The 26,459-nt window shown below is 73.2% G+C and carries 25 protein-coding genes and 1 pseudogene; 9 read left to right on the forward strand and 17 right to left on the reverse strand.

Going from position 1 to position 26,459, the window contains the following annotated elements; genetic code table 11:
* Positions 1–59 precede the first annotated feature (59 nt).
* On the reverse strand, positions 60–1,676 hold the full coding sequence (locus ACFRQN_RS17805; RefSeq protein WP_380741128.1) for a tannase/feruloyl esterase family alpha/beta hydrolase: 1,617 nt from the start codon (positions 1,674–1,676) through the stop codon (positions 60–62).
* 656 nt (positions 1,677–2,332) lie between these two features.
* Between ACFRQN_RS17805 and abc-f the strand changes: the two genes are divergently transcribed.
* The 3 genes from abc-f (at position 2,333) to ACFRQN_RS17820 (ending at position 6,319) form a co-directional block, all read left to right on the forward strand.
* Positions 2,333–3,967, forward strand: coding sequence for a ribosomal protection-like ABC-F family protein (abc-f, locus tag ACFRQN_RS17810; RefSeq protein ID WP_049649298.1), 1,635 nt, complete (start codon positions 2,333–2,335; stop codon positions 3,965–3,967).
* An 85-nt stretch (positions 3,968–4,052) separates the two neighbouring features.
* Complete coding sequence (locus ACFRQN_RS17815; protein ID WP_380741150.1) at positions 4,053–5,759, forward strand: ABC-F family ATP-binding cassette domain-containing protein; 1,707 nt, start codon at positions 4,053–4,055, stop codon at positions 5,757–5,759.
* Positions 5,756–6,319, forward strand: a complete 564-nt coding sequence (locus tag ACFRQN_RS17820; protein ID WP_380741129.1) for a CGNR zinc finger domain-containing protein — start codon at positions 5,756–5,758, stop codon at positions 6,317–6,319. The genes ACFRQN_RS17815 and ACFRQN_RS17820 overlap by 4 nt, the downstream gene beginning before the upstream one ends.
* A gap of 94 nt (positions 6,320–6,413) precedes the next feature.
* On the opposite strand, the gene ACFRQN_RS17825 is transcribed toward ACFRQN_RS17820, so the two are convergent.
* Together ACFRQN_RS17825 and ACFRQN_RS17830 are read right to left on the reverse strand one after the other, a co-directional pair.
* Positions 6,414–6,614, reverse strand: a complete 201-nt coding sequence (locus ACFRQN_RS17825) for a hypothetical protein (RefSeq protein WP_074002423.1) — start codon at positions 6,612–6,614, stop codon at positions 6,414–6,416.
* Between the two features lie 14 nt (positions 6,615–6,628).
* On the reverse strand, positions 6,629–7,807 hold the full coding sequence (locus tag ACFRQN_RS17830) for a glycosyltransferase family 2 protein (protein ID WP_380741130.1): 1,179 nt from the start codon (positions 7,805–7,807) through the stop codon (positions 6,629–6,631).
* Between the two features lie 440 nt (positions 7,808–8,247).
* Between ACFRQN_RS17830 and ACFRQN_RS17835 the strand changes: the two genes are divergently transcribed.
* Entirely contained in the window at positions 8,248–9,234 is a 987-nt protein-coding gene (locus tag ACFRQN_RS17835; RefSeq protein ID WP_380741131.1) for a glycoside hydrolase family 16 protein, read from the forward strand.
* A 120-nt stretch (positions 9,235–9,354) separates the two neighbouring features.
* On the opposite strand, the gene ACFRQN_RS17840 is transcribed toward ACFRQN_RS17835, so the two are convergent.
* From ACFRQN_RS17840 to rpe, 3 genes are all read right to left on the reverse strand, one after another.
* Positions 9,355–9,966, reverse strand: a complete 612-nt coding sequence (locus ACFRQN_RS17840) for a hypothetical protein (protein WP_380741132.1) — start codon at positions 9,964–9,966, stop codon at positions 9,355–9,357.
* Positions 9,967–10,144: 178 nt separating this feature from the next.
* A complete protein-coding gene (locus ACFRQN_RS17845) occupies positions 10,145–11,104 on the reverse strand; it encodes a pirin family protein (RefSeq protein ID WP_380741133.1) in 960 nt (319 codons plus the stop codon).
* 179 nt (positions 11,105–11,283) lie between these two features.
* Positions 11,284–11,967, reverse strand: a complete 684-nt coding sequence (rpe, locus tag ACFRQN_RS17850) for a ribulose-phosphate 3-epimerase (RefSeq protein WP_049649291.1) — start codon at positions 11,965–11,967, stop codon at positions 11,284–11,286.
* Between the two features lie 316 nt (positions 11,968–12,283).
* Between rpe and ACFRQN_RS17855 the strand changes: the two genes are divergently transcribed.
* Positions 12,284–13,135 (forward strand): hypothetical protein, encoded by an 852-nt coding sequence (locus ACFRQN_RS17855; protein ID WP_049649292.1) that lies wholly within the window; start codon positions 12,284–12,286, stop codon positions 13,133–13,135.
* Positions 13,136–13,187: 52 nt separating this feature from the next.
* Here ACFRQN_RS17855 and ACFRQN_RS17860 read toward each other — a convergent pair whose 3' ends face one another.
* The 6 genes from ACFRQN_RS17860 to ACFRQN_RS17885 all read right to left on the reverse strand — a co-directional run bounded on the left by ACFRQN_RS17860 (position 13,188) and on the right by ACFRQN_RS17885 (position 18,185).
* Positions 13,188–13,862, reverse strand: coding sequence for a C39 family peptidase (locus ACFRQN_RS17860; protein ID WP_380741134.1), 675 nt, complete (start codon positions 13,860–13,862; stop codon positions 13,188–13,190).
* Positions 13,863–13,923: 61 nt separating this feature from the next.
* On the reverse strand, positions 13,924–14,463 hold the full coding sequence (locus tag ACFRQN_RS17865; protein ID WP_380741151.1) for a DUF4188 domain-containing protein: 540 nt from the start codon (positions 14,461–14,463) through the stop codon (positions 13,924–13,926).
* Between the two features lie 93 nt (positions 14,464–14,556).
* Positions 14,557–15,204, reverse strand: coding sequence for a TetR/AcrR family transcriptional regulator (locus tag ACFRQN_RS17870; RefSeq protein ID WP_380741135.1), 648 nt, complete (start codon positions 15,202–15,204; stop codon positions 14,557–14,559).
* Positions 15,205–15,302: 98 nt separating this feature from the next.
* Entirely contained in the window at positions 15,303–16,289 is a 987-nt protein-coding gene (locus ACFRQN_RS17875) for an aldo/keto reductase (protein ID WP_049649295.1), read from the reverse strand.
* Between the two features lie 70 nt (positions 16,290–16,359).
* Positions 16,360–17,199: an ABC transporter permease gene (locus ACFRQN_RS17880; RefSeq protein WP_380741136.1), complete on the reverse strand. Its 840-nt coding sequence runs from the start codon at positions 17,197–17,199 to the stop codon at positions 16,360–16,362.
* A complete protein-coding gene (locus tag ACFRQN_RS17885; protein ID WP_259316506.1) occupies positions 17,199–18,185 on the reverse strand; it encodes an ATP-binding cassette domain-containing protein in 987 nt (328 codons plus the stop codon). The genes ACFRQN_RS17880 and ACFRQN_RS17885 overlap by 1 nt, the downstream gene beginning before the upstream one ends.
* Before the next feature lie 104 nt (positions 18,186–18,289).
* Here ACFRQN_RS17885 and ACFRQN_RS17890 point away from each other — a divergent pair, with 104 nt between their 5' ends.
* On the forward strand, positions 18,290–19,075 hold the full coding sequence (locus tag ACFRQN_RS17890; RefSeq protein ID WP_380741137.1) for a TetR/AcrR family transcriptional regulator: 786 nt from the start codon (positions 18,290–18,292) through the stop codon (positions 19,073–19,075).
* On the opposite strand, the gene ACFRQN_RS17895 is transcribed toward ACFRQN_RS17890, so the two are convergent.
* The 4 genes from ACFRQN_RS17895 to ACFRQN_RS17910 form a co-directional block, all read right to left on the reverse strand.
* Positions 19,072–20,448 carry a pyridoxal-phosphate dependent enzyme gene (locus ACFRQN_RS17895; RefSeq protein ID WP_380741138.1) on the reverse strand — a complete coding sequence of 459 codons (1,377 nt, stop codon included), beginning with the start codon at positions 20,446–20,448 and terminating at the stop codon, positions 19,072–19,074. The genes ACFRQN_RS17890 and ACFRQN_RS17895 overlap by 4 nt on opposite strands.
* A gap of 188 nt (positions 20,449–20,636) precedes the next feature.
* Positions 20,637–21,368, reverse strand: a complete 732-nt coding sequence (locus tag ACFRQN_RS17900) for a hypothetical protein (protein WP_380741139.1) — start codon at positions 21,366–21,368, stop codon at positions 20,637–20,639.
* 482 nt (positions 21,369–21,850) lie between these two features.
* Positions 21,851–22,927, reverse strand: a complete 1,077-nt coding sequence (gene zapE / locus ACFRQN_RS17905; protein ID WP_380741140.1) for a cell division protein ZapE — start codon at positions 22,925–22,927, stop codon at positions 21,851–21,853.
* Positions 22,928–23,284: 357 nt separating this feature from the next.
* Positions 23,285–23,650 (reverse strand): hypothetical protein, encoded by a 366-nt coding sequence (locus ACFRQN_RS17910; RefSeq protein ID WP_049654214.1) that lies wholly within the window; start codon positions 23,648–23,650, stop codon positions 23,285–23,287.
* A 141-nt stretch (positions 23,651–23,791) separates the two neighbouring features.
* Here ACFRQN_RS17910 and ACFRQN_RS17915 point away from each other — a divergent pair, with 141 nt between their 5' ends.
* From ACFRQN_RS17915 to ACFRQN_RS17925, 3 genes are read left to right on the forward strand one after another with little or no spacing between them, the layout of a single operon-like run.
* Entirely contained in the window at positions 23,792–24,151 is a 360-nt protein-coding gene (locus tag ACFRQN_RS17915; protein WP_049654212.1) for a hypothetical protein, read from the forward strand.
* Positions 24,148–25,170 (forward strand): hypothetical protein, encoded by a 1,023-nt coding sequence (locus ACFRQN_RS17920; RefSeq protein ID WP_380741141.1) that lies wholly within the window; start codon positions 24,148–24,150, stop codon positions 25,168–25,170. Before ACFRQN_RS17915 ends, ACFRQN_RS17920 begins: the two co-directional genes overlap by 4 nt.
* The gene (locus tag ACFRQN_RS17925) at positions 25,167–25,556 is read left to right on the forward strand and encodes a roadblock/LC7 domain-containing protein (protein ID WP_074002412.1); all 390 of its coding nucleotides are present in this window, start codon (positions 25,167–25,169) and stop codon (positions 25,554–25,556) included. The genes ACFRQN_RS17920 and ACFRQN_RS17925 overlap by 4 nt, the downstream gene beginning before the upstream one ends.
* Positions 25,557–25,748: 192 nt before the next feature.
* Here the strand turns inward: ACFRQN_RS17925 and ACFRQN_RS17930 are convergent.
* Positions 25,749–26,459: pseudogene (locus ACFRQN_RS17930) on the reverse strand (vWA domain-containing protein); the annotation flags it as partial.

The raw sequence follows: 26,459 nt of genomic DNA on the forward strand, positions 1-26,459 counted from the left end.
CGCCGTCGGGCGCGGGCCGGGCCGGGGCGGCACCGCAGGGGATCAGTGCCGGGCAGGGATCAGTGCCGGGAGGGGAGGACGCAGCGGAAGCTGGAGGCGGCGGCCGGGTCGCCGTGGCCCCGGTAGCGGGACACCTCGGGGTAGCGGCACAGGTCGCGGTCGACGCTCCGCCCGGTGGCGTCGAGCAGCGTGGCGGGCAGCGTCTGCGGCGCCTTGCCCTGCTCGACCCAGGCCGTCAGGGCGGCGAGGTCGTCGGTCGTGCCGCCGCCCTTGTTGAGGCCGCAGTGGGCCGTGCCCGGGGCGAGGAAGAGGCGGTAGAAGTCGTCGACCCGCTTGCCGCCGCCCATCGTCCGCTCGACCTGCCGGCGGTAGTCGACGGTGCCCTGGGCGGGGATGAACTGGTCGGCCTGGCCGTGCCAGGTCAGGAGTTTGCCGCCGGCGTCGCGGAAGGCGGACAGGTCGGGGTCGTCGGTGCCGATGATCCGGCCGTACTCGGTCCGCGACTGCTCGAACAGCCGGGTGAACTGGTCGTAGGTGATCGTCGAGACGTCGAACGAGGGCTGCTTCTTCAGCCAGTTCGTGACCCAGAGCCGGGGCACCGGGAACGGCGCGCCCCGCACCTGGCCGTCCGCGTCGGGCGCGGTGGTGCCGGCCAGCCCCGCCAGGTCGGCACCGACCGGGACGCCGGACCAGAGCCTGCGGCCCGTGGCGGTGCGCGGACCGTCCCAGATCTTGCGGACGACGGCGGCGTCGGCGGCCGTGATGGTCAGCTCCTTCCCGTCGCAGACCACCGTGGTGCCGATCAGCCGGCGCGGGTCGAAGTCGCACCGCGACGCGTCGTTGACCAGCTTGTCCTCGGCTCCGTCGAGCGGGTCGCAGGCCGCGACGGCGGCGTCCGTGAAGGCCTTGAACGCGCAGGCGGACGGGTAGGTCTTCTCGTTGTTCATGACCACCTGCGGCCACAGGGTGGCGACTTCGAACTCGTCCCAGCTGACGGCGGGCGCGTTGGCGAGGATGCCGTCGAAGTCGTCGGGGTAGCGCTGGGCCTCCAGGTAACCCTGGCGCCCGCCGGTGGAGCACCCGTTGAAGTAGGAGTAGGAGGCCGGACTGCCGAAGTGCGCGGCGACCACCCGCTTGCCGACGATCGCCGCCTCGTGCTGGGAGCGGGACGCGAGGTTGTTCAGCAGCGCGGTGTCGACCTCGCCCTTCGCGTTCAGCGCCCAGCCGGCGTCCACGGCATCGGCGAGCCCGCCATCGGTGGTGGTCGCGGCGTAGCCGTTCTTGACCGCGGTGCCCATCCCGACGCCGTTGTCCCCGGCGGCGAAGGCGCTTCCGCCGAGCGCCTGAAAGCGACCGTTCCAGCCGCTGACGGGCAGCCAGATCCGCACCCTCGCATGGTCGTTGTCGCCCGGGTGGGTCAGGGTGACGGTCACCTCACAGAAGGCGGGGACACCGGTGACCGTGCCGCCCACCACCCCGGTTCCGTCGATGGTCCCGCCGTCCCGGCGGGCCGCCGTCACGGACTCCACCGCCGTACCGGCGGGGGCCCGCACGGCCGGCGCCGAACAGTCGACCGGCGCGGGCAGGGAGCCGTACGGGGTCTCCGCCACTGCCGCCGGCAGGTGCACCGCGGCCAGCGCCGCGCCGGTCGCGAGCACGATCAGGAATCTCTTCATGGGTATCCGTCCAGGAAAAAGGTGGGCATGCGCCCGGCCGCCAAGGAGCGCGTGCGGGGCGTACGGGCAGGGCTGGTCGAAGGACAAGGTGTTTCCGGTCGAGGCGGTGACGATCCGACCGGTGACGGCTGCGGGCCGACGCTCCTCGGGCAGTCGCCGCAAGTGGCGCTTCTCAGCCCAGGTTCAGCTCAAGCAGCCGGTGCGTACGGGTGGCTCTCGCAGGTACGCCGGGTCGGGCTGTTCTCATGTCCGTCACCGGTTCAGCAGGTGACGATGCTGGCACGGTCGCGCCCGGCCTGTCAACGAGACGGCGAAGGGGCCCCGGCGGCACCGGCCGACGCGGGAGCCGGAGCGAAAGGAGCCGTGGCAGAGGGCAGTTGCCGGCCGCCGCCCGCCGGGCGCGCACATATCCGCTGCCGGCTATCGGCGGTGCCTGCTACAGTCGCAGCGACCTGTAGTCGTGTGATCGAGGAGTGGCAGACGTGGCGGGTGACGACGACATCTCCGGGTGAGATCCGGATCTGACGGCCACCGGCCGGTGCTTCAGGAGCGCCGCCGAGGTGGTCCGTTTCGTCGTACCCCTTCTCCGCACGTCTGCCCAGGGCAGAGGTCTACCTTCCTGCCCTCATCCCTTCGAGGTCATCCCCGTGTCCAACGTGTCCAACGCCGCCGTCGTCTGCTCGAACCTCTCCTTCGCCTGGCCCGACGACACCCCGGTCTTCCAGGACCTGTCCTTCACCGTGCCCGCGGGCCGGACGGGCCTGGTCGCCCCCAACGGCGCCGGCAAGAGCACCCTGCTCAAGCTGATCGCCGGCGATCTCAAGCCCGCCACCGGCTCGGTGTCGGTCACCGGGCGGCTCGGCTACCTCCGCCAGAGCCTGCCCCTGACCTCCGACCTCACCGTCGCCGAGGTGCTCGACGTCGCCGCGGTCATCCGGGCCATCGACGCCGTGGAGTCCGGGGACGTCGACGAGCGGCACTTCACCACCATCGGCGACGACTGGGACATCGAGGAGCGCACCCGCGCCCAGCTCGACCGCCTCGGCCTGACCGACCTCACCCTGGACCGCGGCCTGAGCACGCTCAGCGGCGGCCAGATCGTCTCCCTCGGCCTCGCCGCCCAGCTGCTCAAGCGCCCCGACGTGCTGCTGCTCGACGAGCCGACCAACAACCTCGACGCGGAGGCCCGGCACAAGCTCTACGACGTGCTGGGGGAATTCAACGGCTGCCTGCTGCTGGTCAGCCACGACCGCGCTCTGCTCGACCGGATGCAGCACATCGCCGAGCTCGGCAACGGCGAACTGCGCTTCTACGGGGGCGACTTCACCGCGTACGAGGAGGCCGTCCGGGCCGAGCAGGAGGTCGCCGAGAAGAACGTCCGCAACGCCGAGCAGGAGCTGAAGCGGGAGAAGCGGGAGATGCAGCAGGCCCGCGAACGCGCCGAGCGCCGTCAGAGCAACGCCGCCCGCAACCTCAAGAGCGCCGGCCTGCCCCGCATCTTCGCCGGGAACATGAAGCGCGGCGCCCAGGAGTCCGCGGGCCGGGCCGGCCAGATGCACGCCGCCCGGGTCGGCGAGGCCAAGGCCCGGCTGGACGAGGCCGGGCGCGCCCTGCGCGAGGAGCAGCGGCTCTCCCTGGAGCTGCCCGACACCCAGGTGCCCGCCGGGCGCAACCTCTTCCTCGGCGAGGGCCTGCAGGTCCACCACGCCGGCCGCCCGGTGTTCGCCGACGGCGGCGTCGACCTGAGCGTCCGCGGCCCCGAGCGCATCGCGCTGACCGGGCCCAACGGCGCGGGCAAGAGCACCCTGCTGCGCCTGGTCACCGGCGAACTCACCCCGGACAGCGGGGAGATCAAGCGCAACGACGGGCGGATCGCCTACCTCTCGCAGCGCCTGGACCTGCTGGACCTCGACCGCACCGTGGCGGAGAACTTCGCCGCGTTCGCCCCGGAGCGGCCCGAGACGGAGCGGATGAACCTGCTCGCCCGCTTCCTGTTCCGCGGCGCCCGCGCCCATCTGCCGGTCGGGGTGCTCTCCGGCGGCGAGCGGCTGCGCGCCACCCTGGCCTGCGTGCTGTGCGCGGAGCCGGCCCCGCAGCTGCTGCTGCTCGACGAGCCGACCAACAACCTCGACCTGGTCAGCGCCGGGCAGTTGGAGAGCGCGCTGAACTCGTACCAGGGCGCCTTCCTGGTGGTCAGTCACGACGAGCGCTTCCTCGCCGAGATCGGGGTGAACCGCTGGCTCCGGCTGGCCGACGGCACGCTGCGGGAGACGGGGGCGCCCGCGGTGTGAACCGCCGCCGTGTGACGCGGCCCGCCCGAGGCTCGGTGCCCGGGCGGGCCCACCCCCTCACGTCGGAAGGTTTCCCGTGTTCCCCCTGTCCCAGAACGCCCTGCTCGCCCATGACCTCGTCCGCGTCCTCGGCGGTCGTCGCGTCCTCGACGGCGTCGGCCTGACCGCCGCCCCCGGCCACCGGATCGGCCTGATCGGGGAGAACGGCGCCGGCAAGTCCACCCTGCTGCGGGTGCTCGCCGGCGTGGACGAACCCGACGCGGGAAGCGTCTCCCGCCCCGATGACCTCGGCTTCCTGCACCAGGAGATGCCCTTCGACCCCGCCGCGACCGTCGCCGCCGTCCTGGACGACGCGCTGCGCGAGGCCCGCGAGGACCTGGTGGAACTGGACCGGCTCGGCGCGGAGATCGCCCGGCTCCCGGAGTCCGACCCCGGCCACCCGGAACTCCTGGACGCCTACGGCAGGCGGCTGGAACAGGCCCGGCACCGGGAGTCCTGGGACGCCGACCGCCGTGCCGCCCTGGTCCTCGACGGGCTGGGCCTCGGCGCACCGGCCCTCGGCCCGCTCGGGCACGACCGCACGCTCGGCTCGCTGTCCGGCGGGCAGCGCGGCCGGCTGGCCCTCGCGGCGCTGCTGGTCCGACGGCCGTCCGCGCTGCTGCTGGACGAGCCGACCAACCACCTCGACGACGGCGCCGCCGCCTTCCTGGAGGAGCAGGTCCGCGCACTGCCCGGCACCGTGGTCGTCGCCGCCCACGACCGGGCGTTCCTCGACGCCGTCTGCACCCACCTGGTCGACCTCGACCCGGCGGTGGACGGACCGGTCCGCTACGGCGGCAACTACAGCGCCTACCTGGGCGAGCGGCGCGCCGAGCGGGACCGCTGGGAGCGGCGATTCGCCGAGGAGCAGCAGGAGTTGGCGCAGCTGCGCCACGCGGCCGGCGTGACCGCGCACCTGGTCGCACCGGACCGGGGGCCGCGCGACAACGAGAAGATGGGCTACGGCCACCGGGCGGGCCGGGTGCAGAACCAGGTCTCCCGACGGGTGCGCAACGCCGCCCGCCGACTGGAGGAGCTGGAGCGCGCGCAGGTCCCCGAACCGCCGCGCCCGCTGCGGTTCGCCGTCGAATCCCTGGCGGCGGACGCCCACACGCCGTCCGACACCGGCGAGGGCCTCCGGCCCCTGGTGTCGCTCCGGGACCTCCGGGTGCCCGGCCGACTCGCGCTCGAAAGCCTGGACGTCGCCCCGGACGACCGTCTGCTGGTCACGGGCGACAACGGGACGGGCAAGTCGACGCTGCTCGCCGTACTCGCCGGCCACCTCGCGGCCGAGGGCACGGTGCACCGGCACCCCGGACTGACGGTCGGACTGCTCACCCAGGACACCGAGTTCGACCGGCCCGACCGCACCGTCCGCGACACCTACGAGCAGGCGCTGGGCGCGGCGCGCGCCGAGCGGGTGCCGCTGGGATCGCTCGGCCTGCTGCACGCGGCGGACCTGGACAAACCCGTCGGCCGGCTGTCCGTCGGGCAGCGCCGCCGGCTCGCACTGGCGCTCCTGGTGGCCGAACCGCCCCCGCTGCTGCTGCTCGACGAACCCACCAACCACCTCTCCCCGCGCCTCTGCGACGAACTGGAGGAGGCCTTCGGCACCGGTCCCGGCGCGATCGTCCTCGCGAGCCACGACCGCTGGCTGCGCCGACGCTGGCAGGGCCGCGAGCTGCGGCTCGACCCGGCGGGCGCCACCCGTCATTGCCCCCCGGCACAGTCACCTGCCAGCATGGTGATGTGAACCTTGACCATGTCTTCGTCTGCGGGCACCCCGCCCTGGACTTCGCCGCTACGCTCCGTGCACGGCGCACGGTCCGGTTCGAGATGTTCGTGACGCCGGAGCGCCTGAACGCCTGGTACCTGGACTGCGGCCTGGTGGACACGATCACTCCCGGTGACGAGCAGGACGTCCGCGAGGCGACCACCGTCCGCGAGGCCGTCTACCGGCTGATCACCAACCGCCGGCTCGGCGAGCCCTTCGACCGCGAGGCACTCGCCGTACTCAACGGCGCCGCGCGCAAACCGCCCGTGACACCGCAGCTCACCCTGACCGGACGGCACAACGAGGCGACCCCCGAGCAGGCGCTGGCAACCGTCGCGCGCCAGGCGGTCGAACTCCTCAGCGGCCCGGACGTCCCCCTGCTGAAGGAGTGCGGCAACCCGGAGTGCACCCGGGTCTACATCGACCGCTCCCGGGGCATGCGCCGCCAGTGGTGCGGCATGGACTCCTGCGGCAACAAGATCAAGGCCGCCGCCTACCGCGCCCGGAAGAAGACCCCGTCCGCCACGACCGCCCGATAGCCCCCTCCGGCCACGGCCACGGCCCCGCAGCGCGGGTCCGTGGCCGCTCGGCGTCGAACGCGCTCGGCGGGGCTGTCCGACCGGTCAGGTCCCCTCAGGCCCGGCGGCGGCCGCCGCCGGCGAGGCGGCGGTCCCGGCGGCTGCGGCGGACGGACGCCCCGAAGGTGACGATGGAGATGCTGATGATGGTGACGCTGACGACCAACAGGACGAGGTCGGCGTTGGGCACCTGGGTCATGGCGACGGTGACGGCCGCCAGGAGGATGCAGACGCCCAGGCCTTTGAAGACGTTCATGGTGTTCTTTCGGGCTACTTCCACGCGGAGACGCGTGTCATGTACGACTTGATGACGGAGGAGACGAGCCAGTAGGTGCGGACCACCGTGAAGACGAGTTCCGGGATCAGCAGGGCCTCGACGATCATGGCCTTGGGGCCGAGCTTGCGAACCCGGAGCGCCGGGTAGAGGACCCAGAAGCCGATCATCGCCCAGAACAGCGGCGCGTGGCTGACGCCGAACCGCGCCATCGCGGACACCTGCTTGGTGCCCCAGCCGAGGATGTAGGCGGAGGCGATGAGCCCCATGATCAGGGTGCTGATCGAGTGCCAGGTGAACTTCGTCCAGCCGCGGGCGCGCAGGGTGTCGACCGTGCCCCGGGACCAGCGTTCGCGCTGCTGGATGAGCTCGCGCAGGGTGGGCATCAGGTCGGTGTAGGCGATGCACAGCTCGTTGGCGGTGACCTTCCAGCCGGACTCCTTGAGCGCCAGCGTGGTCTCGTAGTCCTCGACGAGGTTGCGGTGGTCCTCCCAGAAGACCTCGCCGCGCCAGTCGATGAGGGTCTGCAACGCCTCGGCCCGGTAGAAGCTGCCGGCCCCGGACATGGTGTGCACGTCGGCGCGGTAGCGGGCACTGGCCGCCCGGCCGTACTCGATGATCTGCATGCCGAGCAGGTAGCGCTGCCAGGGGTTGCGCCACAGGCCGGTGCGGCCGAGGCAGGAGGCGCTGACGCCGCCGAGCTCGGGGTCGGAGGAGATGACGTTGCGGGCCCGCTCGATGAACCGGTGGTGCAGTTCGGTGTCGGCGTCCATCACCAGGACGTGGCGCACCGCGCCGGTCAGGCGCCCGCCGACCGCCTCCCGCAGCCACTCCAGTCCATGGTTGAGGGCGCCCGCCTTCTTGTGCGGGTTGTTGTCCAGATTGAGCACGACCGTCGGCGGGGTGCGCTCGTCGTCCGCGAACCGCTGGGCGAACTCCCGTGTGCGGTCGGTGGAGTTGTTGACGACCACGATGATGAGGTCGGGGCGCCGGCTCTGCTTGGCCAGGGAGTCCAGCGACGTCAGGACGCCGACCTCCTCGTTCCGGGCGGGAACGAGGATCACCGTGTCGTAGAGGGCGGTGCCGGCCGCGGGGGCGACCCGACCCCGACGGTGCCGGCTGCGCGAGGACCGAGCCTCCTCGATGGGCGCGCTGGGCGCGGCGGTACCTGACACGGTACGAACTCCCCCGTTTTGACGGCGCGGTAGTCAACGCCGTTCACTCTGTGTGCATCCTGTGATGGTCCGGGAGAGGATATCGCCCCAAAATGTAGATGGTTCAACGGCCCGGCGCGACACACTCCAGTGGGGGAAACGCAGCGCGACCACACGCTCCCCCACCGTGATACCGGCTGCTCAGACGCTCAGCCAAAGGACGCCAAATCGGACAGATCACCCCCGGCGTTAACGTCCGCGAACGTGGCCGACACCACATATCCATTCCTTCCCCCACCTGCCTCTGGGAGGCGTTAATGCCGATCCAACCTCGTTCAAGCACCTTAAAAGAGGAGTCAAAGGCATGGATAAGATGAGCCCGAATTGATCGATCCGATGCGAAGCGTGTACGTACTGACGCCTTCCGCATCCCCCTGTGCATCCCCCTCGGAGGAGCAGTCGTGACCCGTCCCACCCCGCACACCCGCACGCGGGCCGCACTCGGGACCGCCCTCCCTCTGGTCATGCTCGCCGTCGGCGCGGGCGCCTGCGCGTCCGACGGCAAGCCGTCCGGACCGGCGGCCGCCCACGGAGCGGAGAAGCAGCAGGCCCCTGCCGCGACTCCCGTCCCCACGCCCACCGCCCCGCCCGGCCCGCCCGGCGTCCTGTTCGACGCCTTCCACTACACCGGTGCCGAGGACCCGGCCCTGGCCTCACACGGCTGGACCGTCCGCACCGACGGCGGCGGCCCCGGCGTCCGCGACACCTGGTCCAAGGAAGGCCTCTCCTTCCCCACCGTGGCCGACGCCCAGAGCGGCCAGGCCATGCGGCTGCGCGTCACCACCGACGGCACCCCCAAGGGCACCAAGCAGGTCGAGGTCGGACGCACCGCGGGCGAGTCCCTCAACGGCACCATCGCCGCCCGGGTCTTCTTCAGCGACAAGCCCACCGACGGCCGCGACGGCGACCACATCATCCAGACCGTCTACGCGATCTCGCCCGACCACAACTCGAAGAAGTACAGCGAGTTGGACTTCGAGTACATGCCCAACGGCGGCTGGGGCGCCCCCGGCCCCCGGCTCGACACCACGAGCTGGCGCAGCGCCGCCCAGAACGACCGGGACACCCTCGCCACGAACAAGAGCGTCGCCGGCTGGCACACCCTGATGCTCACCGCCGACGCCGGGAAGGTCACCTACTCCGTCGACGGCAAGACCCTCTACAGCAGCGGCAGCAAGTCCTACCCGCGCGAGCCCCTGAGCATCCGGTTCAGCTCCTGGTTGATCGACCTCCCCACGACGCCGTCCGGCACCCGGACCTGGGACATGAACGTCAACTGGCTCTACTATCAGGCCGACAAGAAGGTCCCCCTCGCCGAGGTCGAGAAGGCCGTCGGCGGCTTCTACGCCGCCAACACCACCTTCGTGAACACCCTCCCCAAGAACTGATCCCCTGTCCGACATCCCCGGCCGACAGAAGACAAAGGCCGGGCACGCCCCGCGGGTCGGCATGAGCCTTGACCCGGAACGCCACGAAAGCGTCAACGACGCCGGTGAATCCCCCTTGTATTACGGCATTCCGCCGTTCAGACCTCCGTAGTTGGCGGTCAGGGCCGCCGCGAAGGCGTCCGGGATGCCATGGAGCCAAAAGGCCATCGAGACATACGACTCCAGTGCGCCCGACACCTCGAGGAAGGGTCCGAACCGCTCGCGCCATTCGTTCCGCGTGGCCGCATCCGGAAATCCCCGGAAAACCGCGACCTCGGGATCCCTCTCGCCCCAGCACCCCCACCGTCCGGAAGGGCCGGTCACCGCGATGACATTGGCGGAAACCGCGATCGACTCCGCGAAATCATCGTCCGACGTGAAGCCGATCCTCTCCCAGTAGTCGTCCATGCCCGCGTCGACGGACAGCGACACCGCCGGGTACGTCCCGCACTCCGGAAGGTAGAACTCGTCGGCACCGGGCTTGAGAACCAGCAGGTCGATGCGGTCGTCGCCGTGCCACCGGGCCATCGCGCAGAGCGCCGGCCAGAACTCCCGGGTGAGGACCGCGTCGAACTCGCAGAACAGCGAATCCCCCGCGTTCTTCCGGAAAACCTGGCCGGGCAGTCTGGCGTCGAGGTCGAAGACGGACGCGCTGCGGGAGCGGACATCGAGGTAGGCGTCGCGATCGACCATGACCGAGTCTTCCGTTGCCGCCATTCGTCCCCCACCCTGATCCTGATATCCGCGTTCTTGGATTCCGCATTGTAGTAGTCGGCCGACGGAAATCAGGCTGCCCGCACCCCCCAGCCGACGCCGTCCCCGTCGGTTCCGGCCGCGAACGGCGCCCTCGCCGACCGCGTGAACCGCCGGGTCAGCGCTCGCGCCCCCGGGCCTTGAGGGGGACGGTGGGGAGTTCCGGGGCGGGGAGGCGGGCGCCGGCGTAGCCGTGGACCTCGCCGAAGCGGGTGCCGGCCATCCAGTCGGTGCGGGCCTGGGCGATGTCGTCGGTGGTGCGGCCGATGAAGTTCCACCACATGACGATCTTCTCGTCGAAGGGCTCGCCGCCGAGGAGGAGGACGGCGGCGTCGCCGTCGGCGCGGAGGGGGAGGTCGGGGCGGCCGCAGCCGAGGTAGAGCATGGAGCCGGGCTCGACCGGGACGCCGTCGACGTCTACGCGGCCGGACATGGCGAGGACGGCGTACTCGAAGTCGGGGACGAGCGGGAGGCGGAGGTCCGCGCCGCCGGTGAGGGCGAGGTCGGCGCCGACCAGCGGGGTGTGGGTGGTGCCGGGAGAGGTGGCGGTGTCGAGGGTGCCGAGGATGACGGTGGCGCGCAGGCCCGGGGCGGTGACCACGGGCAGGTCGGGGTGGTGCTCGAAGGTGGGGGCGAGGTGGAGGCCGGCCTCCGGGAGGGCGACCCAGAGCTGGGCGCCGTGCAGGTGGCGGGCGTGCGGGCGGGGGGACTCCTCGGAGTGGGAGATCGCCCGGCCGGAGGTCATCAGGCCCAGCTCGTACGGCCGGACGGTCTGGAGGCTGCCCAGGCTGTCGCGGTGCAGCACCTCGCCCTGGTGGAGCCAGCTGACCGTCTGGAGGCCCATGTGCGGGTGCGGCGGGACCTGCATGCCGGGCTCGTCGGCGATGTCGTCGGGACCGTAGTGGTCCACGAAGCACCAGGCTCCGACCATCCGGCGGCCGAGGTTGGGCAGCAGGCGGCGGACCACCGTGCCTGTGCCGAGCGTGAACTGACGGGCCGTCAGCAGGTCCTTCGCCGGGCCGGCGCCGGCCTCGCGGCCGCAGCTGGTCGGGGCCGGCTTGAGGTCGAGGTTGCTCATCGCGGTTCCACCACCGTACGGAGAGGGGCCGGGCGGGGTCCTCGGCTCCTCGGAGGACACCGTCACCGATCACGGAGGACACCGTCACCGATCATCCGCCACGGTGCGGGGTTCCTCCACCTGTGCCCGGCCATCCGGCGGCGCCGTCACCGGCGACGGGCCGCCGGACCCCGGGGCGCTCAGTGCCCGCAGGCCCACCAGGCGTCGGCCGCCGCCTTCTCGGCGAGCCCCCGCAGGTTGCGGACCGCCTCGGCCGGGTCCTCGGCCCCGTAGACCGCCGAGCCGGCCACGAACACGTCCGCGCCCGCCTCCGAGCAGCGTTCGATCGTGCTGGCCGCGACGCCGCCGTCCACCTGGAGCCACAGCTCCAGGTCGTGCTTGGCGATCAGCTCCCGGGTGCGGCGGATCTTCGGCAGCATGATGTCCAGGAAGGCCTGGCCGCCGAAGCCGGGCTCGACGGTCATGATCAGCACCATGTCGAGCTCGGGCAGCAGGTCCTCGTACGGCTCGATCGGGGTGCCGGGCTTGAGCGCCATCGAGGCGCGGGCGCCCTTGGCGCGGATCTCGCGGGCGAGGCGGACGGGCGCGGCGGCGGCCTCGACGTGGAAGGTGACCGAGCCGGCGCCGGCCTCGACGTACTGCGGGGCCCAGCGGTCCGGGTCCTCGATCATCAGGTGGAGGTCGAGCGGGATGTCGGTGGCGCGGGCGAGCGACTCGACCACCGGGACACCGAGGGTGAGGTTGGGCACGAAGTGGTTGTCCATGACGTCCACGTGCAGCCAGTCGGAACCCCGGACGGCCTCGGCCTCGTCGGCGAGCCGGGCGAAGTCCGCGGACAGGATGCTGGGGTTGATCTGGGCCATGACCGACTACCTTCGTACGAGGGCTTGCGAGGGCTCGGCGCCCCCGGAGCGGGCACCTCATCCCATCATCCCGTGACGTGCCGCCGCCGACCGCACGGCGCCGCCCCCGCGTGACCGTCATCACACCCCCTCGGGGGTTACCGGGGCCTTCCCCGTGGTCATCAGCCCTTGTACGGTCCACGCACCTGCCAGGTGAACGGTCCACGCTCCTGCCGCGTGACCGGTCCACGCATCCGCCGCGGCTCCCGCCGGGCCGTCGTCCCGACCAGCCGAGCGCCCCGGCCCGCCCGGGGCTCCGTCCGAGGAAGGTCCCTCGATGACCGATCTCGTCCACCCCGCCCGCGCGTTGTGGTGGCTCTTCGAGCCGGTGCACGCCGTCACCTACTTCCTGCCCGAGGGCCGATCCGCCTTCGAGGAGGCCGGTCTGCACGGCCGCCTGCACGGCTACTTCGCCACCCGCGCGGCCCCGCTCGGCGCGGTGGACGCCCCGCCGGTCACCGCCGCGTTCTTCAACTTCGCTCCGGCGATGGTCGAGCGGGCCCTGCCGGAGGTGTGGAACCACGCGAGCCCGGAGGAGGCGCTGGCCGTTCGACTGAAGGCCTCGGCGACGATCCTGGGCCGGCTGCTGGAGCACGTGGACAAGAACCAGGTGGAGCTGGTCGCCGAGACCCTGGAGCAGGCCGCCACCCGGCTGGACTGCGCCGGCCGGGTGCTGGCCGCCGCCAACGCCGCGCTGCCCCGCCCGAGCGGCCTGTACGAGCGGCTCTGGCAGGCCGCCACCGTGATGCGCGAGCACCGCGGCGACGGCCACGTGGCCGCCCTGGTGGCGGCCGGGCTGGACGGCTGCGAGGCGCTGGTGGTCCGCTGCGCGATGGACATGCGGCGCGAGATGATCCAGCCGCTGCGCGGGTGGACGGACGCCGAGTGGGAGGCGGCCGCCGAGCGCCTGGTCGAGCGCGGCTGGCTGACCGCCGAGGGGACGGTCACCGAGCTCGGCCGGATCCGCCACCAGACCCTGGAGGCCGCCACCGACCTGGCCGCCGCCCGGGTCTGGGACGACTACCCGCGCGCCGAACTCGACCGGCTGGCGGCGGCGTTGAAGCCGATCTCGGCGCTCTGTCGCAGCGAGCTGCCGATCAACCCGATGGGGCTGCCGGACAACCAGTGACGGCCGGCCCGCGCCGTCGGGACGAGGGCCCCGCCAGGGCCCGTCCGCGGCCTCAGGACGAGAGCGCCCCGGGCGGGCCGAGCACGATCGCCCGCCCGGCGTAGAACCGCCCGAACGACCGCCACGGCACGCGCGCGAAGGCCTGCGACTCCCCCGGGAACCCGGAGGGGTTGTGGACCAGCAGCGCCGTGTCCGTGGCGCCCACCGCCAGCACCAGGTGCCCGCCGCGCCGCACCGGCTCCGGCCCGTACGGCTCCCGGATCGACGGGTGCACCGAGACCATCACCAGCCGGCCGCCGACCACCTCGGCCGACACCTCCTCGGGCGTCAACTCCCGGGCCCGCGCGGCCAGTCCCCAGCGCCGCTCGACGTACCCGGCGAACGGCGCGTGGATCAGTCCGCGCAGGCCGTCGCCGTCCCGCAGGTACGCGCCGGCCGCCAGGCACTCCTCCGCGAGCGCCATCGCCGCCGGGTTCACGCCCCACCAGTGCGCCAGTGCCATCCGCAGGCAGGCCACCCCGCACAGCCGCCAGGACCACCACGCGTACTCCTCCGCGCTGGCCGCTCCGGACTGCCCCCAGCGCGGGTCGGCGGACGCGTCCAGCCGCCCGTCGACGATCTCCCGCACCAGCTCCGCCGACTCCCACTGCGCGCGGTACGGCACCTCGTGCACCACCCGTACCGGCCGCGCCGGCGCCTCCGGCCGCGCGTCGCCCCGATCCACCATCCCCCGACGCTCTCACGGCGCGGCGGCCGGGCGGCTCACGACACTCCCTGCGCGGCCGTACTCAGGCGCCGGTCCCCGGCTCGGCCGGCTCCACCCCACCGGACTCCGGCTCCCGGTAGGCCAGCCGCTGCGACGCCCGCCGGCCGCGCGCCTCCAGCGGCAGCGAGCCGGTGGCACCGGCCAGGCCGAACGGCGGCATGTCGAAGTAGATCGCCTCGTACCCGCCCTGCGGCACGATGTACGTCTCGTGCCAGAGCCCGACGTGGCCGCGCGCCTTCCCCTGCCGCAGCTTGCGGTTGACGATGCCCCACACGGTGTGGTGGAAGCCGTCCGACGCGCTCGCGTAGCCGTACAGCTTCTCCTTCGACTCCCAGTACTGGACGACGTAGTAGGTGCGCGGCGAGGCTGTGAGCAGGACGCGGCCGCGCAGGCCGCGCTCGGGGGCGCGGCGCAGCTCGTACAGCATCCGGAGCATCGAGAACATCACCGGGCCCCAGTGGTGCACGGCCCAGAAGCGGTTGATCCGCATGCCGATCAGCAGCACCACGGTGTCGCCGGTGGCGGCGGCCGTGGTGTAGCCCGGCTGCGGCTTGGCGAACAAGGACATCTCTGCCTCCCGTGCCCGTGCCGATGTAATCGGTGATTACATCAGCGCGGAATGGCCCGGTCAAGGCTCGTCCAGCGCACAATTCGGTTACCGCGAAGGCTGGTTGGCGATCCCCTGGCCGAAGGTGTCCATCACCTGGCAGGCCAGCTCCTCCGCCGCCGCGGCCGGCAGGTAGCCGTCCAGGATCATCTGCGCCAGCCCGTACACCAGTGCCTGCCCGGCCAGCCCGACCAGCGCCGGATCCCCGGGGCGCAGCAGGCCCGCCTCCTGGTCCGCGACGATCAGGTCCGTGAACACCCGGTCGATGCCGTCCAGCCGCTCGCTCAGCTCCGGGTCCCGCGCGGCGGCGAACACCCGCGAGCGCACCAGCTCGAACCGCCGCGGATGGCGCAGCACGTACCGGACGACCCCCAGCCCGATCGCCCGCATCACCGACCTGCCGTCCGGCCCGGCGGCCGCCACCTGGGCCTCCTGCCAGCGCACGAAGTCCGCCAGCACCCGGTCCGCCAGCGCGGTCAACAGCGCCTGCCGGTCGGCGAAGTGACGGAACGGCGCCCCCGCCGACACCCCGGCCCGGCGCGCCACCTCCCGCACGCTGACCTTCTCCTGCCCCTGCTCGTCCAGCACCTCGAACGCCGCCGCCACCAACGCCTCCGGCAACGCCCCGTGGTGGTACGCTCCCCGGCCCCCGCCCCGCTTCCGCGCCCGCTCCCGTTCCTGCTCCCGCTCCCTCATGCCTGCCTTGCTACCACAGCCGCGCCCCCGGCCAGGCCGTCTCCCACGGCCGCCGGGGGCGCGACGGAGGCACCGGCCGAAGCCGGGGCGCGGGAGGACTACCAGGCGTAGTCCTCCGGGGCGGGGCGGTGGCCCGGGAAGAGCTCGTCGAGGTGGTCGAGGGTCTTCTGGTCGAGCTTGAGGTCGAGCGCGCCGACGGCGGCGTCGAGGTGGGCCCGGGTGCGGGGGCCGATGATGGGGGCGGTGACGACGGGGCGGGAGAGGAGCCAGGCGAGGGCGAGGTCGGCGGGGTCGGCGCCGAGTTCGGCGGCGAGGTCCTCGTAGGCCTGGATGCGGTCGCGGTGCTTGGCGAGGAGTTCGCTCGCGAGGGCCATGCCGCTGCGGTCCCGGGTGCCCTCGCGCTCCTTACGCAGGACGCCGCCGAGCAGGCCGCTGCGCAGCGGGGACCACGGGATCAGCCCGAGGCCGTAGTGCTGGAGGGCGGGGACGACCTCGAGTTCGACCGCCCGGTCGAGCAGGTTGTAGAGGGACTGCTCGCTGACCAGGCCGAGGAAGTGGCGGGCGCGGGCGGTCTCCTGGGCCTGGGCGATGTGCCAGCCGGCGAAGTTGCTGGAGCCCACGTAGACGATCTTGCCCTGGGCGACCAGGACCTCCATCGCCTGCCAGATCTCCTCCCAGGGCGTGGCCCGGTCGATGTGGTGCATCTGGTAGAGGTCGATGTGGTCGGTCTGGAGGCGGCGCAGGCTGGCCTCGACGGCCTTGCGGACGGCGACCGCGGAGAGCCTGCTCTCGTTGGGCCAGTCCCCCATGTCGCCGTAGACCTTGGTGGCGAGGACGGTGCGCTCGCGGCGGCCGCCGCCCTTGGCGAACCAGCGGCCGATGATCTCCTCGGTACGCCCGCGCAGCCGGCCCTCGCGGTCGCGGCCGTACGTGTTGGCGGTGTCGAAGAAGTTGATGCCGTGCTCGTGGGCGGCGTCCATGAGGCGGTGGGCCTCGGCCTCCTCGGTGTGGGGGCCGAAGTTCATGGTGCCGAGGCAGAGGCGGGAGACGGTCAGGCCGGTGCGGCCGAGGTGGGTGTACTCCATGGCGCCCCACCCAAGACCACACCGGCCCCGCTGTCCAGCACATTAGGGGGGCGTGCCGCAAGCTGGCGGATCACCGCCCGTGGGTGGCGAACTTCCGTACGGCGAGCGGCATGCAGGCCGCGAGCAGCACGGCGCTCCAGAGCAGCGCGGCGAGCACGGCGTGCTGCGTCGGCCAGGCGGACCCGGCCGCCGAGGGGTTGCCGAACAGCTCCCGGCAGGCCTGGACGACGGAGCTGACCGGGTTCCAGTCGGCGAGGAACCGCAGCCAGCCGGGCATGCCGCCGGTCGGCACGTAGGCGTTGGTGACCATCGCCAACGGGATCACCGCGGCGGACAGTTGGCCGGCCGCCTCCTCCTTGCCGATGGTCAGGCCGAGCACGGTGCCGACCCAGGTCATCACGAAGCGGAAGAGCAGCAGCAGTGCGAACGCCCCTGCCGCGTCGGCGAGTCCGTGCCGGACGCGCCAGCCCGTGGCGAGCCCGACCAGCGCCAGCAGCGCCAGGACGACGACGCTGACCAGCAGGTCGGCGAGGGCCTGTCCGAGCAGCAGTCCGGTGCGGGAGACGGGCATGGAGCGCAGCCGGTCGGTGACCCCGCGCCCGACGTCGCGGGCGGCGCCGACCATGGTGGGCATGACGCCGTTGGTGGCCACCATGGCGAACAGGCCGGGCATCAGGAACTCCCGGTAGCCGCCGCCCCCGGGGACCTGCATGGCGCTGCCGAAGACGTACCCGAAGACCACCACCATCACCACCGGCACGCCCAGCGAGGCGGCCAACAGGCCCGGCGAGTGGCGGTAGTTGAGCAGGACGCGGAGCATCGAGGTCCAGGTGCCGGAGGCGAGCCGCCGGGCGGTGGACGGGCGCGGGACGGCGGACGGGCGCGGGGGCGCGAGTGCGGCGGCGGTCATCAGGCGGCCCTCCCGGCGTCCGCGGACTCCTGGGTGAGCGCGAGGAACACGTCGTCCAGCGAGGGCGCCCGCACCGCGACATCCTCGGCGACGACCCCCGCGCCGTCCAACTCCCGTACCAGTGAGGGCAGCAGGACGGACACGCCGGGCGTCGTCAGCACCGTGACGGTCCGCTCGGCGACGTCCACCCGCGCGTCGCCGCCGGTCATCGAGGACAGCACCACGGCGGTGGCGGCGAGCTGCCCGGGGTCGGCCAGGGTGACGGAGACCTGGCTGCCGATCGCGGCCTTGAGCCGGTCCGGCGGGCCGGTGGCGATGGCGGCGCCGTGGTCGATCACCACGATGTCGTCGGCGAGCCGGTCGGCCTCCTCCAGGTACTGGGTGGTGAGCAGCACGGTGGTGCCGGCGTCCGCCAGCTCCTTGACGGTGTCCCAGATCGCCTGCCGGCTGCGCGGGTCGAGCCCGGTGGTGGGCTCGTCCAGGAAGAGCACCGGCGGGCTGGTGACCAGGCTGGCGATGAGGTCGAGGCGCCGGCGCATGCCGCCGGAGTAGGTGCGCACGAGCCGGTCGGCGGCCTCGGTGAGGCCGAAGCGGGTGAGCAGTTCGTCGGCGCGCTCCCGGGCCCGGCGGGCGCCGAGGTGGTGCAGCCGGCCGAACAGCCGGAGGTTGTCGCGGCCGGTGACGCCCTCGTCGACGGCGGCGTGCTGCCCGGCGAGGCCGATGGCGCGCCGGACGTCCTCGGCGGCGCGGACGACGTCGTGTCCGGCGACCCGGGCGGTGCCGCGGTCGGGGGCGACCAGGGTGGCGAGGACGCGGACGGCGGTGGTCTTGCCGGCGCCGTTGGGGCCGAGCAGGCCGCAGACGGTGCCGGCCGGGACGGTGAGGTCGAGGCCGCGCAGGGCCTCGGTGGCGCCGAAGCGTTTCCGCACGCCCGTCATCTCGATGGCGGGCGCCGCGCCGGCGGCGGGTCGGGCGGTGTCGGACATGGCTCTGCCCTTCTCTAGGTACAGCGTACGTAGAAGCGCGCTTGGGCGCCATCGTACTACGTACGCCGTACGTATCTAAGATGGGAGGGCGAGGTGATCTTCCAGTGCCGTCCAGCAAGTCCCCCACCGGCCCCGACCAGCCGGAACAGTCGGAACAGCCCGACAGGCCCACGCCCCCCGAGGCGCCCGAAGTGATCTGGCTGCGCCCCGAGCGCACCGGCCGCGGCCCGCGCCCGGCCCACAGCCGGGACTCGATCGCCGCCGCGGCCATCGCGATCGCCGACGCCGAGGGCCTGGACGCGGTCTCCATGCGCCGGGTCGCGGCGGCGCTCGGCGCGGGCACCATGTCGCTCTACAACTACGTGCCGAAGAAGGAGCACCTGCTCGACCTGATGCTCGACGCGGTCGCCGGCGAGTACCGCTTCCCGCCCGCGCCGAGCGGTGACGTCCGGGCCGACCTCGCCGACCTGGCCCACCAGCAGCTCGGCCTCTCCCGCCGCCACCCCTGGCTGCCCGCACTGGTGCTGGTCCGCCCCAGCATCGGCCCCAACGCCCTGCGCTACACCGACCACTTCCTCGCCGTCACCGCCCCCACCGGCCTCGGCGGGGGCGCCCGGATGGAGGCGATGGCGCTGTTCAACGGCTTCGTCGGCCAGTTCGCCCAGTACGAGCAGACGGCCGCGGCGGGCGCCAAGTGGCAGGCGGAGCTGGTCGGTTACCTCGGCCAGGCGGCGGCGAGCGGCGAATTCCCGCACCTGGCCCAGGCGTTCGCCACAACCGGTCCGCCCGCCGACCCGGACCGGGCCTTCGACCGCACCCTGGACCGGGTGATCTCGGCGATCCTGGCACCCACCGAAGGGGGCGCCCAGGAGACAGTCGAAGGGGGTTAGGCCACCGCCTCCCTCGGCAGCACCCCGGCCACCCGACCGTCCACCAGGACCATGACCGCCCGGTGCGTCCTCCCGAGCACCGTCCGCGCATCGGCCGCCGACTGCCCGACGCCGACCGTCGGCAGCGCCGGCCCGATCAGCCCGCCCAGCGGGTCGCCCGGCTTGGCGGCGCCGTCCGCGAGCGCCGCCGCCAGCGCGGCCCGGGACACCGAGCCGACCACCTCCGTCGCGGCCACCCCGTACGGGCGCGCCGCCCGTGCCAGCACCGCGGGGGCCACGCCGCCCGGCGCATCGCCCAGCGCCTCCAGCGCCTCGCCCACGGTCGCGCCGGCGGCCACCGTCACCAGCGGCGCGGCGGCGTCGAGCAGCGGCCGCAGGCCGTCCGCCGCCTCCTCCAGGAAGCCCCACTCCCGCATCCACGCGTCGCTGTGCACCTTGGACAGGTAGGAGCGCCCCGAGTCCGGCAGCACCACCACGACCAGGTCGTCCGGCCCGAGCCGGCGCGCCACCCGCAGCGCCGCCGCCACCGCCGCGCCGGAGGACGGGCCGGCCAGCAGGCCCTCCTCGCGGGAGAGGCGACGGGCGGCCAGCAGCGCCTCGCGGTCCGGGATCCGCTCGTAGGAGTCGATCAGCTCCGTACGCAGGGCCTGCGGCATGCGGTCCTCGACGGTGTCGGGGTGAAGGTAGTGCCCGATACTCTCGACGTACCACGGGCTGCCGTCGCCGCCCCCGTACGTGGAGGACTCCGGGTCCGCGCCGACCACGGTCACGGCGCCGCCGGAGGTCTCCTTGAGGAAGCCGCCGGTGCCGGTGATGGTGCCGCCGGTACCGACGCCGGCGACGAAGTGGGTCACCCGGCCGCCGGTCTGCTCCCAGATCTCGGGGCCGGTGGTCCGGATGTGGGCGTCCGGATTGGCCAGGTTGTCGTACTGGTTGGCGAGCCAGGCGCCGGGGATCTCCTCGGCCAGCCGCTGCACGACGTTGAACAGGTGCCTCGGGTCCTCGGCCGGCACGGCGGTCGGCGCGAGGACGACCTCCGCCCCGTACGCCCGCAGGATGTCCGACTTCTCGGCCGACGACTTGTCGGCCACCCCGGCGATCACCCGGTACCCGCGCTGCCGCCCGACGATCGCCAGGCCGATGCCGGTGTTCCCGGAGGTCGCCTCGATGATCGTCCCGCCCGGCTTCAGCAGGCCGTCCCGCTCGGCGGCCAGCACCATCGAGAGCGCGGCGCGGTCCTTGACGCTGCCACCGATGTTGAGGAACTCGGCCTTGGCGTAGATCGGCGCGGCGATCCCGGCGCCGAGCCGGGCCAGGCGGATCAGCGGCGTCCCGCCGATCGCGTCGAGGACGGATTCGTGAACTGCGGCCATCGTCGGCCCCTTTCGCTAGCACTGTCAGCCCGAGCCTGCCCAGGCCACGGGCTCGGTAGACGGTAGCGACACCGTTCCTCATCCGGCCGAAACATTGTCCGACGGCCGGGATCGGGTACGGGCCGGTGCGAGCAGGGACGGGCGGGCGCACGCGGGGACGGGCGGGCGCAAGCGGGGACGGTCGTCGATCAAGCGGGCAGCCGGCGGGGTCCCCCCGGGGTCCTCCCCCGGTTCCGGCGCCGCACCGCCTCCGCCGCGAGCAGCGCCGCCGGGACGGCCGCGGCCGGCACCGTCCACCACGGCAGGCCGGTCACGGACGCGAGCACCGCGGGCACTCCGCAGGCGAGCAGCGTCCACAGGACGAGCGACCGGGCGAGGTCGAGGGTGACGTCGCCGGGGCGGCCGGTGAACCGCAGCGCGCCCAGGACGGCGGCGAGCACCGCCAGCAGCGCGGCGAACGTGCCCACCCCGGCGGTGAACTGCCCCTCGTCGCGGGGCTCGTCGTACGAGGCCTGCGCGACACCGGCCCGTTCCAGGCGCATCACCCGGCCGCGCCACACCGTGCCGTCCACCCGGTCTCCGGGCTTCAGTCCGTCCAGCAACGGCCCGCCGTCGGCGAACCCCACCTCGCCGCTCCAGAACGGCGCGCCGTCCAGCGTCGCCCGGAACTCGGAGCTCTTGCCCGCGTTGCGGACGACCGTGCCGCTGACGGTGAACGGCACGGTGCGCACGCACTCCTCGACCGCCGCGCCCGGGCTCCCGGCCGGGCAGGTCACGGCGGCCGTGTACGAGCGGTACCGCTCGGCGTCGTCCGGCAGCACGACGGTGAAGACGTACCAGGCGGCCGCCGCCGGGGCCAGCGCCGCGACGGCGAGCAGCGCGCCGCCGGTGCGGGTCCATGGTGAGGGACGGTGGGTCATGACGGTTCTCCCCCCGGTCCGGTGCGCGGCCGGAACCCCCGGGTCGCCGTCGCCGGGGCGTGCCGCCCCGCCCCTTCCGGGGTCGGACGGTACCGGGCGGCCGGAACGCCGGACGGTGTCGCGGTTCTCGGAGTCTGTCCGGAGCTCGCCGAAGCCCCGTGAGCGGTGCGTACGGCCTGAGCGGGTCCGCGCGAGGAGCGGCGGGTACCCAGCCGCGGCCGGGCCGGCGGCGCGCCGGCGGACCTCGCGTCGAGCGCCACGCACACCACCCCCGGACCGGCTCGCGGACACAGCTGTCCCTCGATCGCCGACCAGGCTTCCCGGCACTCCTTCGCGCACGCTACCGGACTCCGACCCGGCCTGGCACGCCGGTTCGCCAAGGCGCCGGGCGAGCACCCCCCTCCAGGGCCGGCGTGATCGACCGGGCAAGTCCTGGCACTCCGGCAGGACTTCTCCGTTCCCGCTGGTCGCCCGGCGGGCGCTCAGCCGGCGGCCTCCCGAACCGGCGGGCGGAGGAGGGCGAGGCGACTGGCGGTGCGGTCGAGGTCGCGCATGAGGGTGGAGCCGGTGGCGAGGCCGGCGAGCGGATCGGCGCCGATCAGGACCAGGCGGACGTCGCGGTCACAGCAGACGTCGACCAGGTTGGCGAAGCGCCGACGGCCGTCGGGGGACGCCTCGGCGAGCGGTGGGACGCCGTCGAGGACGACGGTGGGGAAGCGGTCGACGAGTGCGAGGTAGTCCGCGACGGAGGTGAGGCCCTCGCACAGCTCCTGGAAGCCGAACCACACGTGATCCTCGCGGACCGCCCGGGCCGACAGCTCACGGCGGTGGGCGGCCACCGGACCCGCTTCCTCGGGCCGGGGCGGGGTGAGACCGGCCGAGGGCTCGTCGCCGGGGCGGAGACGGGCGCCGAGGTCGAACCCGTGAGCGCGCTCCGACCGGGGCTGCCGCCGGAAGTCGACCGGCCCGGAGACGTCGAGCACGTCCATCCGCTCCTCGATCAGCCTGATCGTCGGCTCGAAGAGGTGGTGGTACAGCGGGTCGGGCATCAGCCCGGCGGGCGGGTAGTTGGACGTGGTGACAAGGGTGATCCGCCGGTCCAGCAGGGTGCGGAGGAGGCGGGCGACCAGCATCGCGTCACCCGCGTCGTGGGCGTGGAACTCGTCGAAGACGAGGATCCGGCAGTTGCCGAGCAGCTCGTCCACGGCCCGGTCCACCGCCGCGCCGTCCGCGCTCCGGCTCTCGGAGTGGTGGGCGACACCCTCGTGCAGTCGGCGGAAGAAGTCGTGGAAGTGCAGCCTCCGCTTGCGCGGGGTCGGCAGCCCTTCGAGGAAGGTGTTCACCAGCCAGCTCTTGCCGCGGCCGACCGGGCCCCAGAGGTAGAGGTGCCGCGGACTGCGGCGCAGCCGCCAGGCCGGGTGGGCCAGCTCGCCGGCCAGCCGACTGAGTCGTTCGACCGGGAGCTCCTGGGCGGGGTCGAGCGTGAATCCGTGCTGCCCCGCGGCCCGGTGGAAGTGCCCGCGCATCGCCTCGTACTGGTTCCGCACCCCGTCCGTCACGGCTCCGGACCATAGCAGGGCATCAGAACCGTCGGGATCACCGGGAGTTGCGCGGTCCGCGGCGCCGCCGAAACACCGGCGCTCCGGCGGTTCGACCACGGTATTCCGGCGCTCCGCCGCCGGCCGGAACAGCCGGGGCGAATATGACGCCCAGTCATCGGAAAGTCGCGCATTTCCGTGCCGGGCGCACACCCGCGATATTCGCGGCCCGATTCCCGCGGACGGATCTCCGTAGCCGCTTCGTCACGCCGCGCATTCGCTCCGTCCGGAATTCCGCGCGCGAAACGCGGCCCGCGCGGGCCTTCGGGCAGGGCGTCCGGACGGGGCGCGGACACCCGGGCGGCCGGCCCGGCCCCGCTAGATGTCGAGAGCGGCCTCGATGCGCTTGAGACCGTGCCGGGCGAGCGCGAGGTTGGCCCGCGAGCGGTCCAGCGCCAGGTAGAGGAAGAGCGAGCCGTGACCGCGGGTCAGCGGGCGGATCAGGTGGTACTGGGTGCCGAGGGTGATCAGGACGTCCTCGATGACATCATCGATCGACAGCGCGGCCAAGGCGCGTATCTTCGCACGAACGACCTCGGTGTTGGCGGCGGCCGCAATCTCCAGGTCGAGCTGCTGCCCCCCGCCGAGGAACCCGAGTGACATACCGCTCTCGTGGTCGGCCACGGCCACTCCGATGGCCCCCTCGATGGCCATCGCGTCCTTGAGTGCCTCGTCAATGTTCATGCGCTGTTCGTCCTTTGCGTGACTTCCGGGCAGAACTCCCGTGTGCGGGAACAAAATAGCAAGAAGCCGCCGGTTGTGGTCGCCTCGTGAAAATGATGGAATAAAGTACGCTGCCGGGGTTCAGAACGTGAAGGGGTACTGGTGCGCGCACTCGACGCTTCCCTCTCCGATGTGCTCGGCTCCCCCGGAGTGGTCGGTGCCGCGCTCGTCGACGCCGTCACGGGTCTCAGCTACCAGTCCGCCGGGGACCACCGGCTGCTCGGGACCGGGGCCGAACTCGCCGAGCTGACCAACCTGATCGGCGAGCGGCTGTACGAGGCAGGGGCGGAGAGCGAGTTGGAGAGCCTGGTGGTCACCAGCACCCGCCATCACCAGGTCGTCCAGGTGCTGTCCCGGAAGGGCGACCCCCTGCTGCTGGCCACCGTGCTGGACCGGGAACGGACCAACCTGGCACTGGCCCTCCGCCAGACCGCCGACCGCGCGCAGGACTTGCTGGCATGACCGACCCGTCCCACGGCACGGCGCCGCCCGCCGTGCCCGCGACTCCCACGACGCCGGCTCCACCCACCGCGCGCAACGTGCCCGCACTGCTGCTCGCGCTGCGCCGGACGGAGTTCACCGGCTCGGTCACCGTCTCCAGCGCACCGGGCGGCACGATCCACCTGGAGCAGGGTCTGGTCGCGGCGATCGAGACCCCCGGGGCCCCGACCGCCGCGACCCTGCTGCTGAAGTCCCGGCGCGTCGGCGAGGAGGAGTGGGCGTCCGCCGAGACGGCCGCGTCCATCGGCCGACCGACCGACGCTCCCCCGACCTGGGGCGGCGACCTCGGCGCGGCCCTGGTGGCTCAGGGGTCGATCGGCGCCGCCGAGCTCGAAGCCGTCTGCGCCGCCGCCGCCTTCGACGGGGCCTTCGCCCTGGTGCTGAGCCCGCCCGGCAGTTGGGAGACGGCCGAGGCGGCGCCGCCTGCCAGGATCGCGCTGCGCCCGGGCATCGAGCCGGAGCGGCTCTTCGAGGAGACCGCCCGGCGGACGGCCCTGCTGACCCGCCTCTGGGGACCGCCCGGCGAACTGGCCCGCATCCGGATCCGTCCTGCCGCCCGGGCCGAGTCCGGCGCGCTGCGGATCCCGGTCCGCTACCGGGAGATCCTGGCCGCCGCCACCGGCCGCCGCACCGCGCGCGACCTCGGCTTCGCCCTGGGACGCGGTGTGTTCGCCGTGCTCCTCGACGTCGTACGGATGGACGCCCGGCACCTGCTCCACCGGGAACCGGCTCACCCGGGGCCCCTGGCACCGAGCGTGGCCCCGCGCACGCCGACGAGCGAACCGCCGCCGGCCGACACCGGGCCGCTACCGCGCCGCGTCCGCAGCGGACGCGGCGCGGGTGGTCCGGGCGGTCCCGGCGGCCTGCCCGCCCGATCCGAGGGAGCGGCGGCCGCTTCCGACGGTCAACCGAACGCACACCGCGCCGAGCACACCGCGCGTACCGAGACGACCGAGCAGAGCGAGAAGAGCGCACCATGAGCAGCCAGACACCGACCGCCGTGCTGGTCGACGAGTTGAAGTCCCTCCGCGACCGGGTCATGGGCATCTCGGAGAGTGTCATCTCCACCACCGACGGCCTGTTGGTGGCCGCCGACACGGCCGCCGTCCACCCCGAGTCGGCCGCCGCCCTGTCCGCCGCCATGCTCGGCCTCGGCCGGCGCACCGCGGCCGAGGTCGGCGTGGGCGGCCTGCGCGACGTGGTCACCCGCTGCACCAGCGGCTACGTCGTGGTGCTGGCGATCGGGGAGCAGGCGCTGCTGATGATTCTGGGAGACGAGGGCCTCGACATCGCCGGCCTGCACCGCGAGTCGCCCGCCACGGTCCGCCGCCTGAGCGAGCTGCTCGGGATGGTCCCCGCGGTCTAGGCCCTCTCTTTCGGATCATGCCGGGCGCGCGGCGTGATCCGGAAGAGAGCGCCTGGCCCCGACGCCGTCGGGTTACCGACCGCGGCGGCCCCGCTTCCCCAGTCCCTCGGTCAGGGTGGCCCAGAAGCCCCGGCGCTGCGGCTGCTCCTCGGCCGTGGCGCCGACCGGCGGCCGCAGCGCCGGGCCGTCCGGGACGATGCCCTGGGCCCGGGCGGCCACCAGCCAGCTCGGCAGCTCGGTGAGCAGCAGGTCGTACAGCTCGTCGTCGGAGACCGTCCGGGGGTCGCGCCCCAGGTGGACGAAGCCCGCGTTGTCGATCGGCCGCTTCTCCGGGACGGGCAGTTCGTCCAGCTTCCGCAGGAAGTCGAACTGCCGGCTGTCCGGGTCGCCGAAGCCGATGAACTGCCAGAAGATCGGCAGCGTCGCCGCCTCGCAGAGCTTCTTCTCCGCCGCGGGCTTGCTGATCGGGCCGCCGTCCGTCTGGAACAGCACGAAGGCCGGGTCCGTGGCCCCGCTCTCCCGGTAGTGCCGGATGACCGCGTCCATCGCCAGGTGGTAGCTGGTCCTGCCCATGTGGCCGAGGCCCGCGACGATCCGGTCGATCCAGCCCGCGTGGTCCTCCAGGGCGATCTCGGCCTGGGCGTCGACCTCGGTGGAGAAGAAGACGACCGGCACGGTCCCGTCGTCGTCCAGGTGGGCCGACAGCCCCAGGACCCGGTCGGCGAGCGCCTGGACGCTGCCGTCCTTGTAGTAGGGCCGCATCGAGCCGGAGTAGTCGACCACCAGGTACACCGCCACCCGCTGGCCGTTCAGCCCGCGCCGCTCCACCGAGGCGCCGGCCGTCTTGTAGAGGCTCACCAGTGCGGGCGCGCTCTGCTCGACCTTACTCAGACTGACGGCCAT

Source organism: Kitasatospora sp. NPDC056800, from assembly GCF_042789775.1.
GTDB lineage: Bacteria > Actinomycetota > Actinomycetes > Streptomycetales > Streptomycetaceae > Kitasatospora.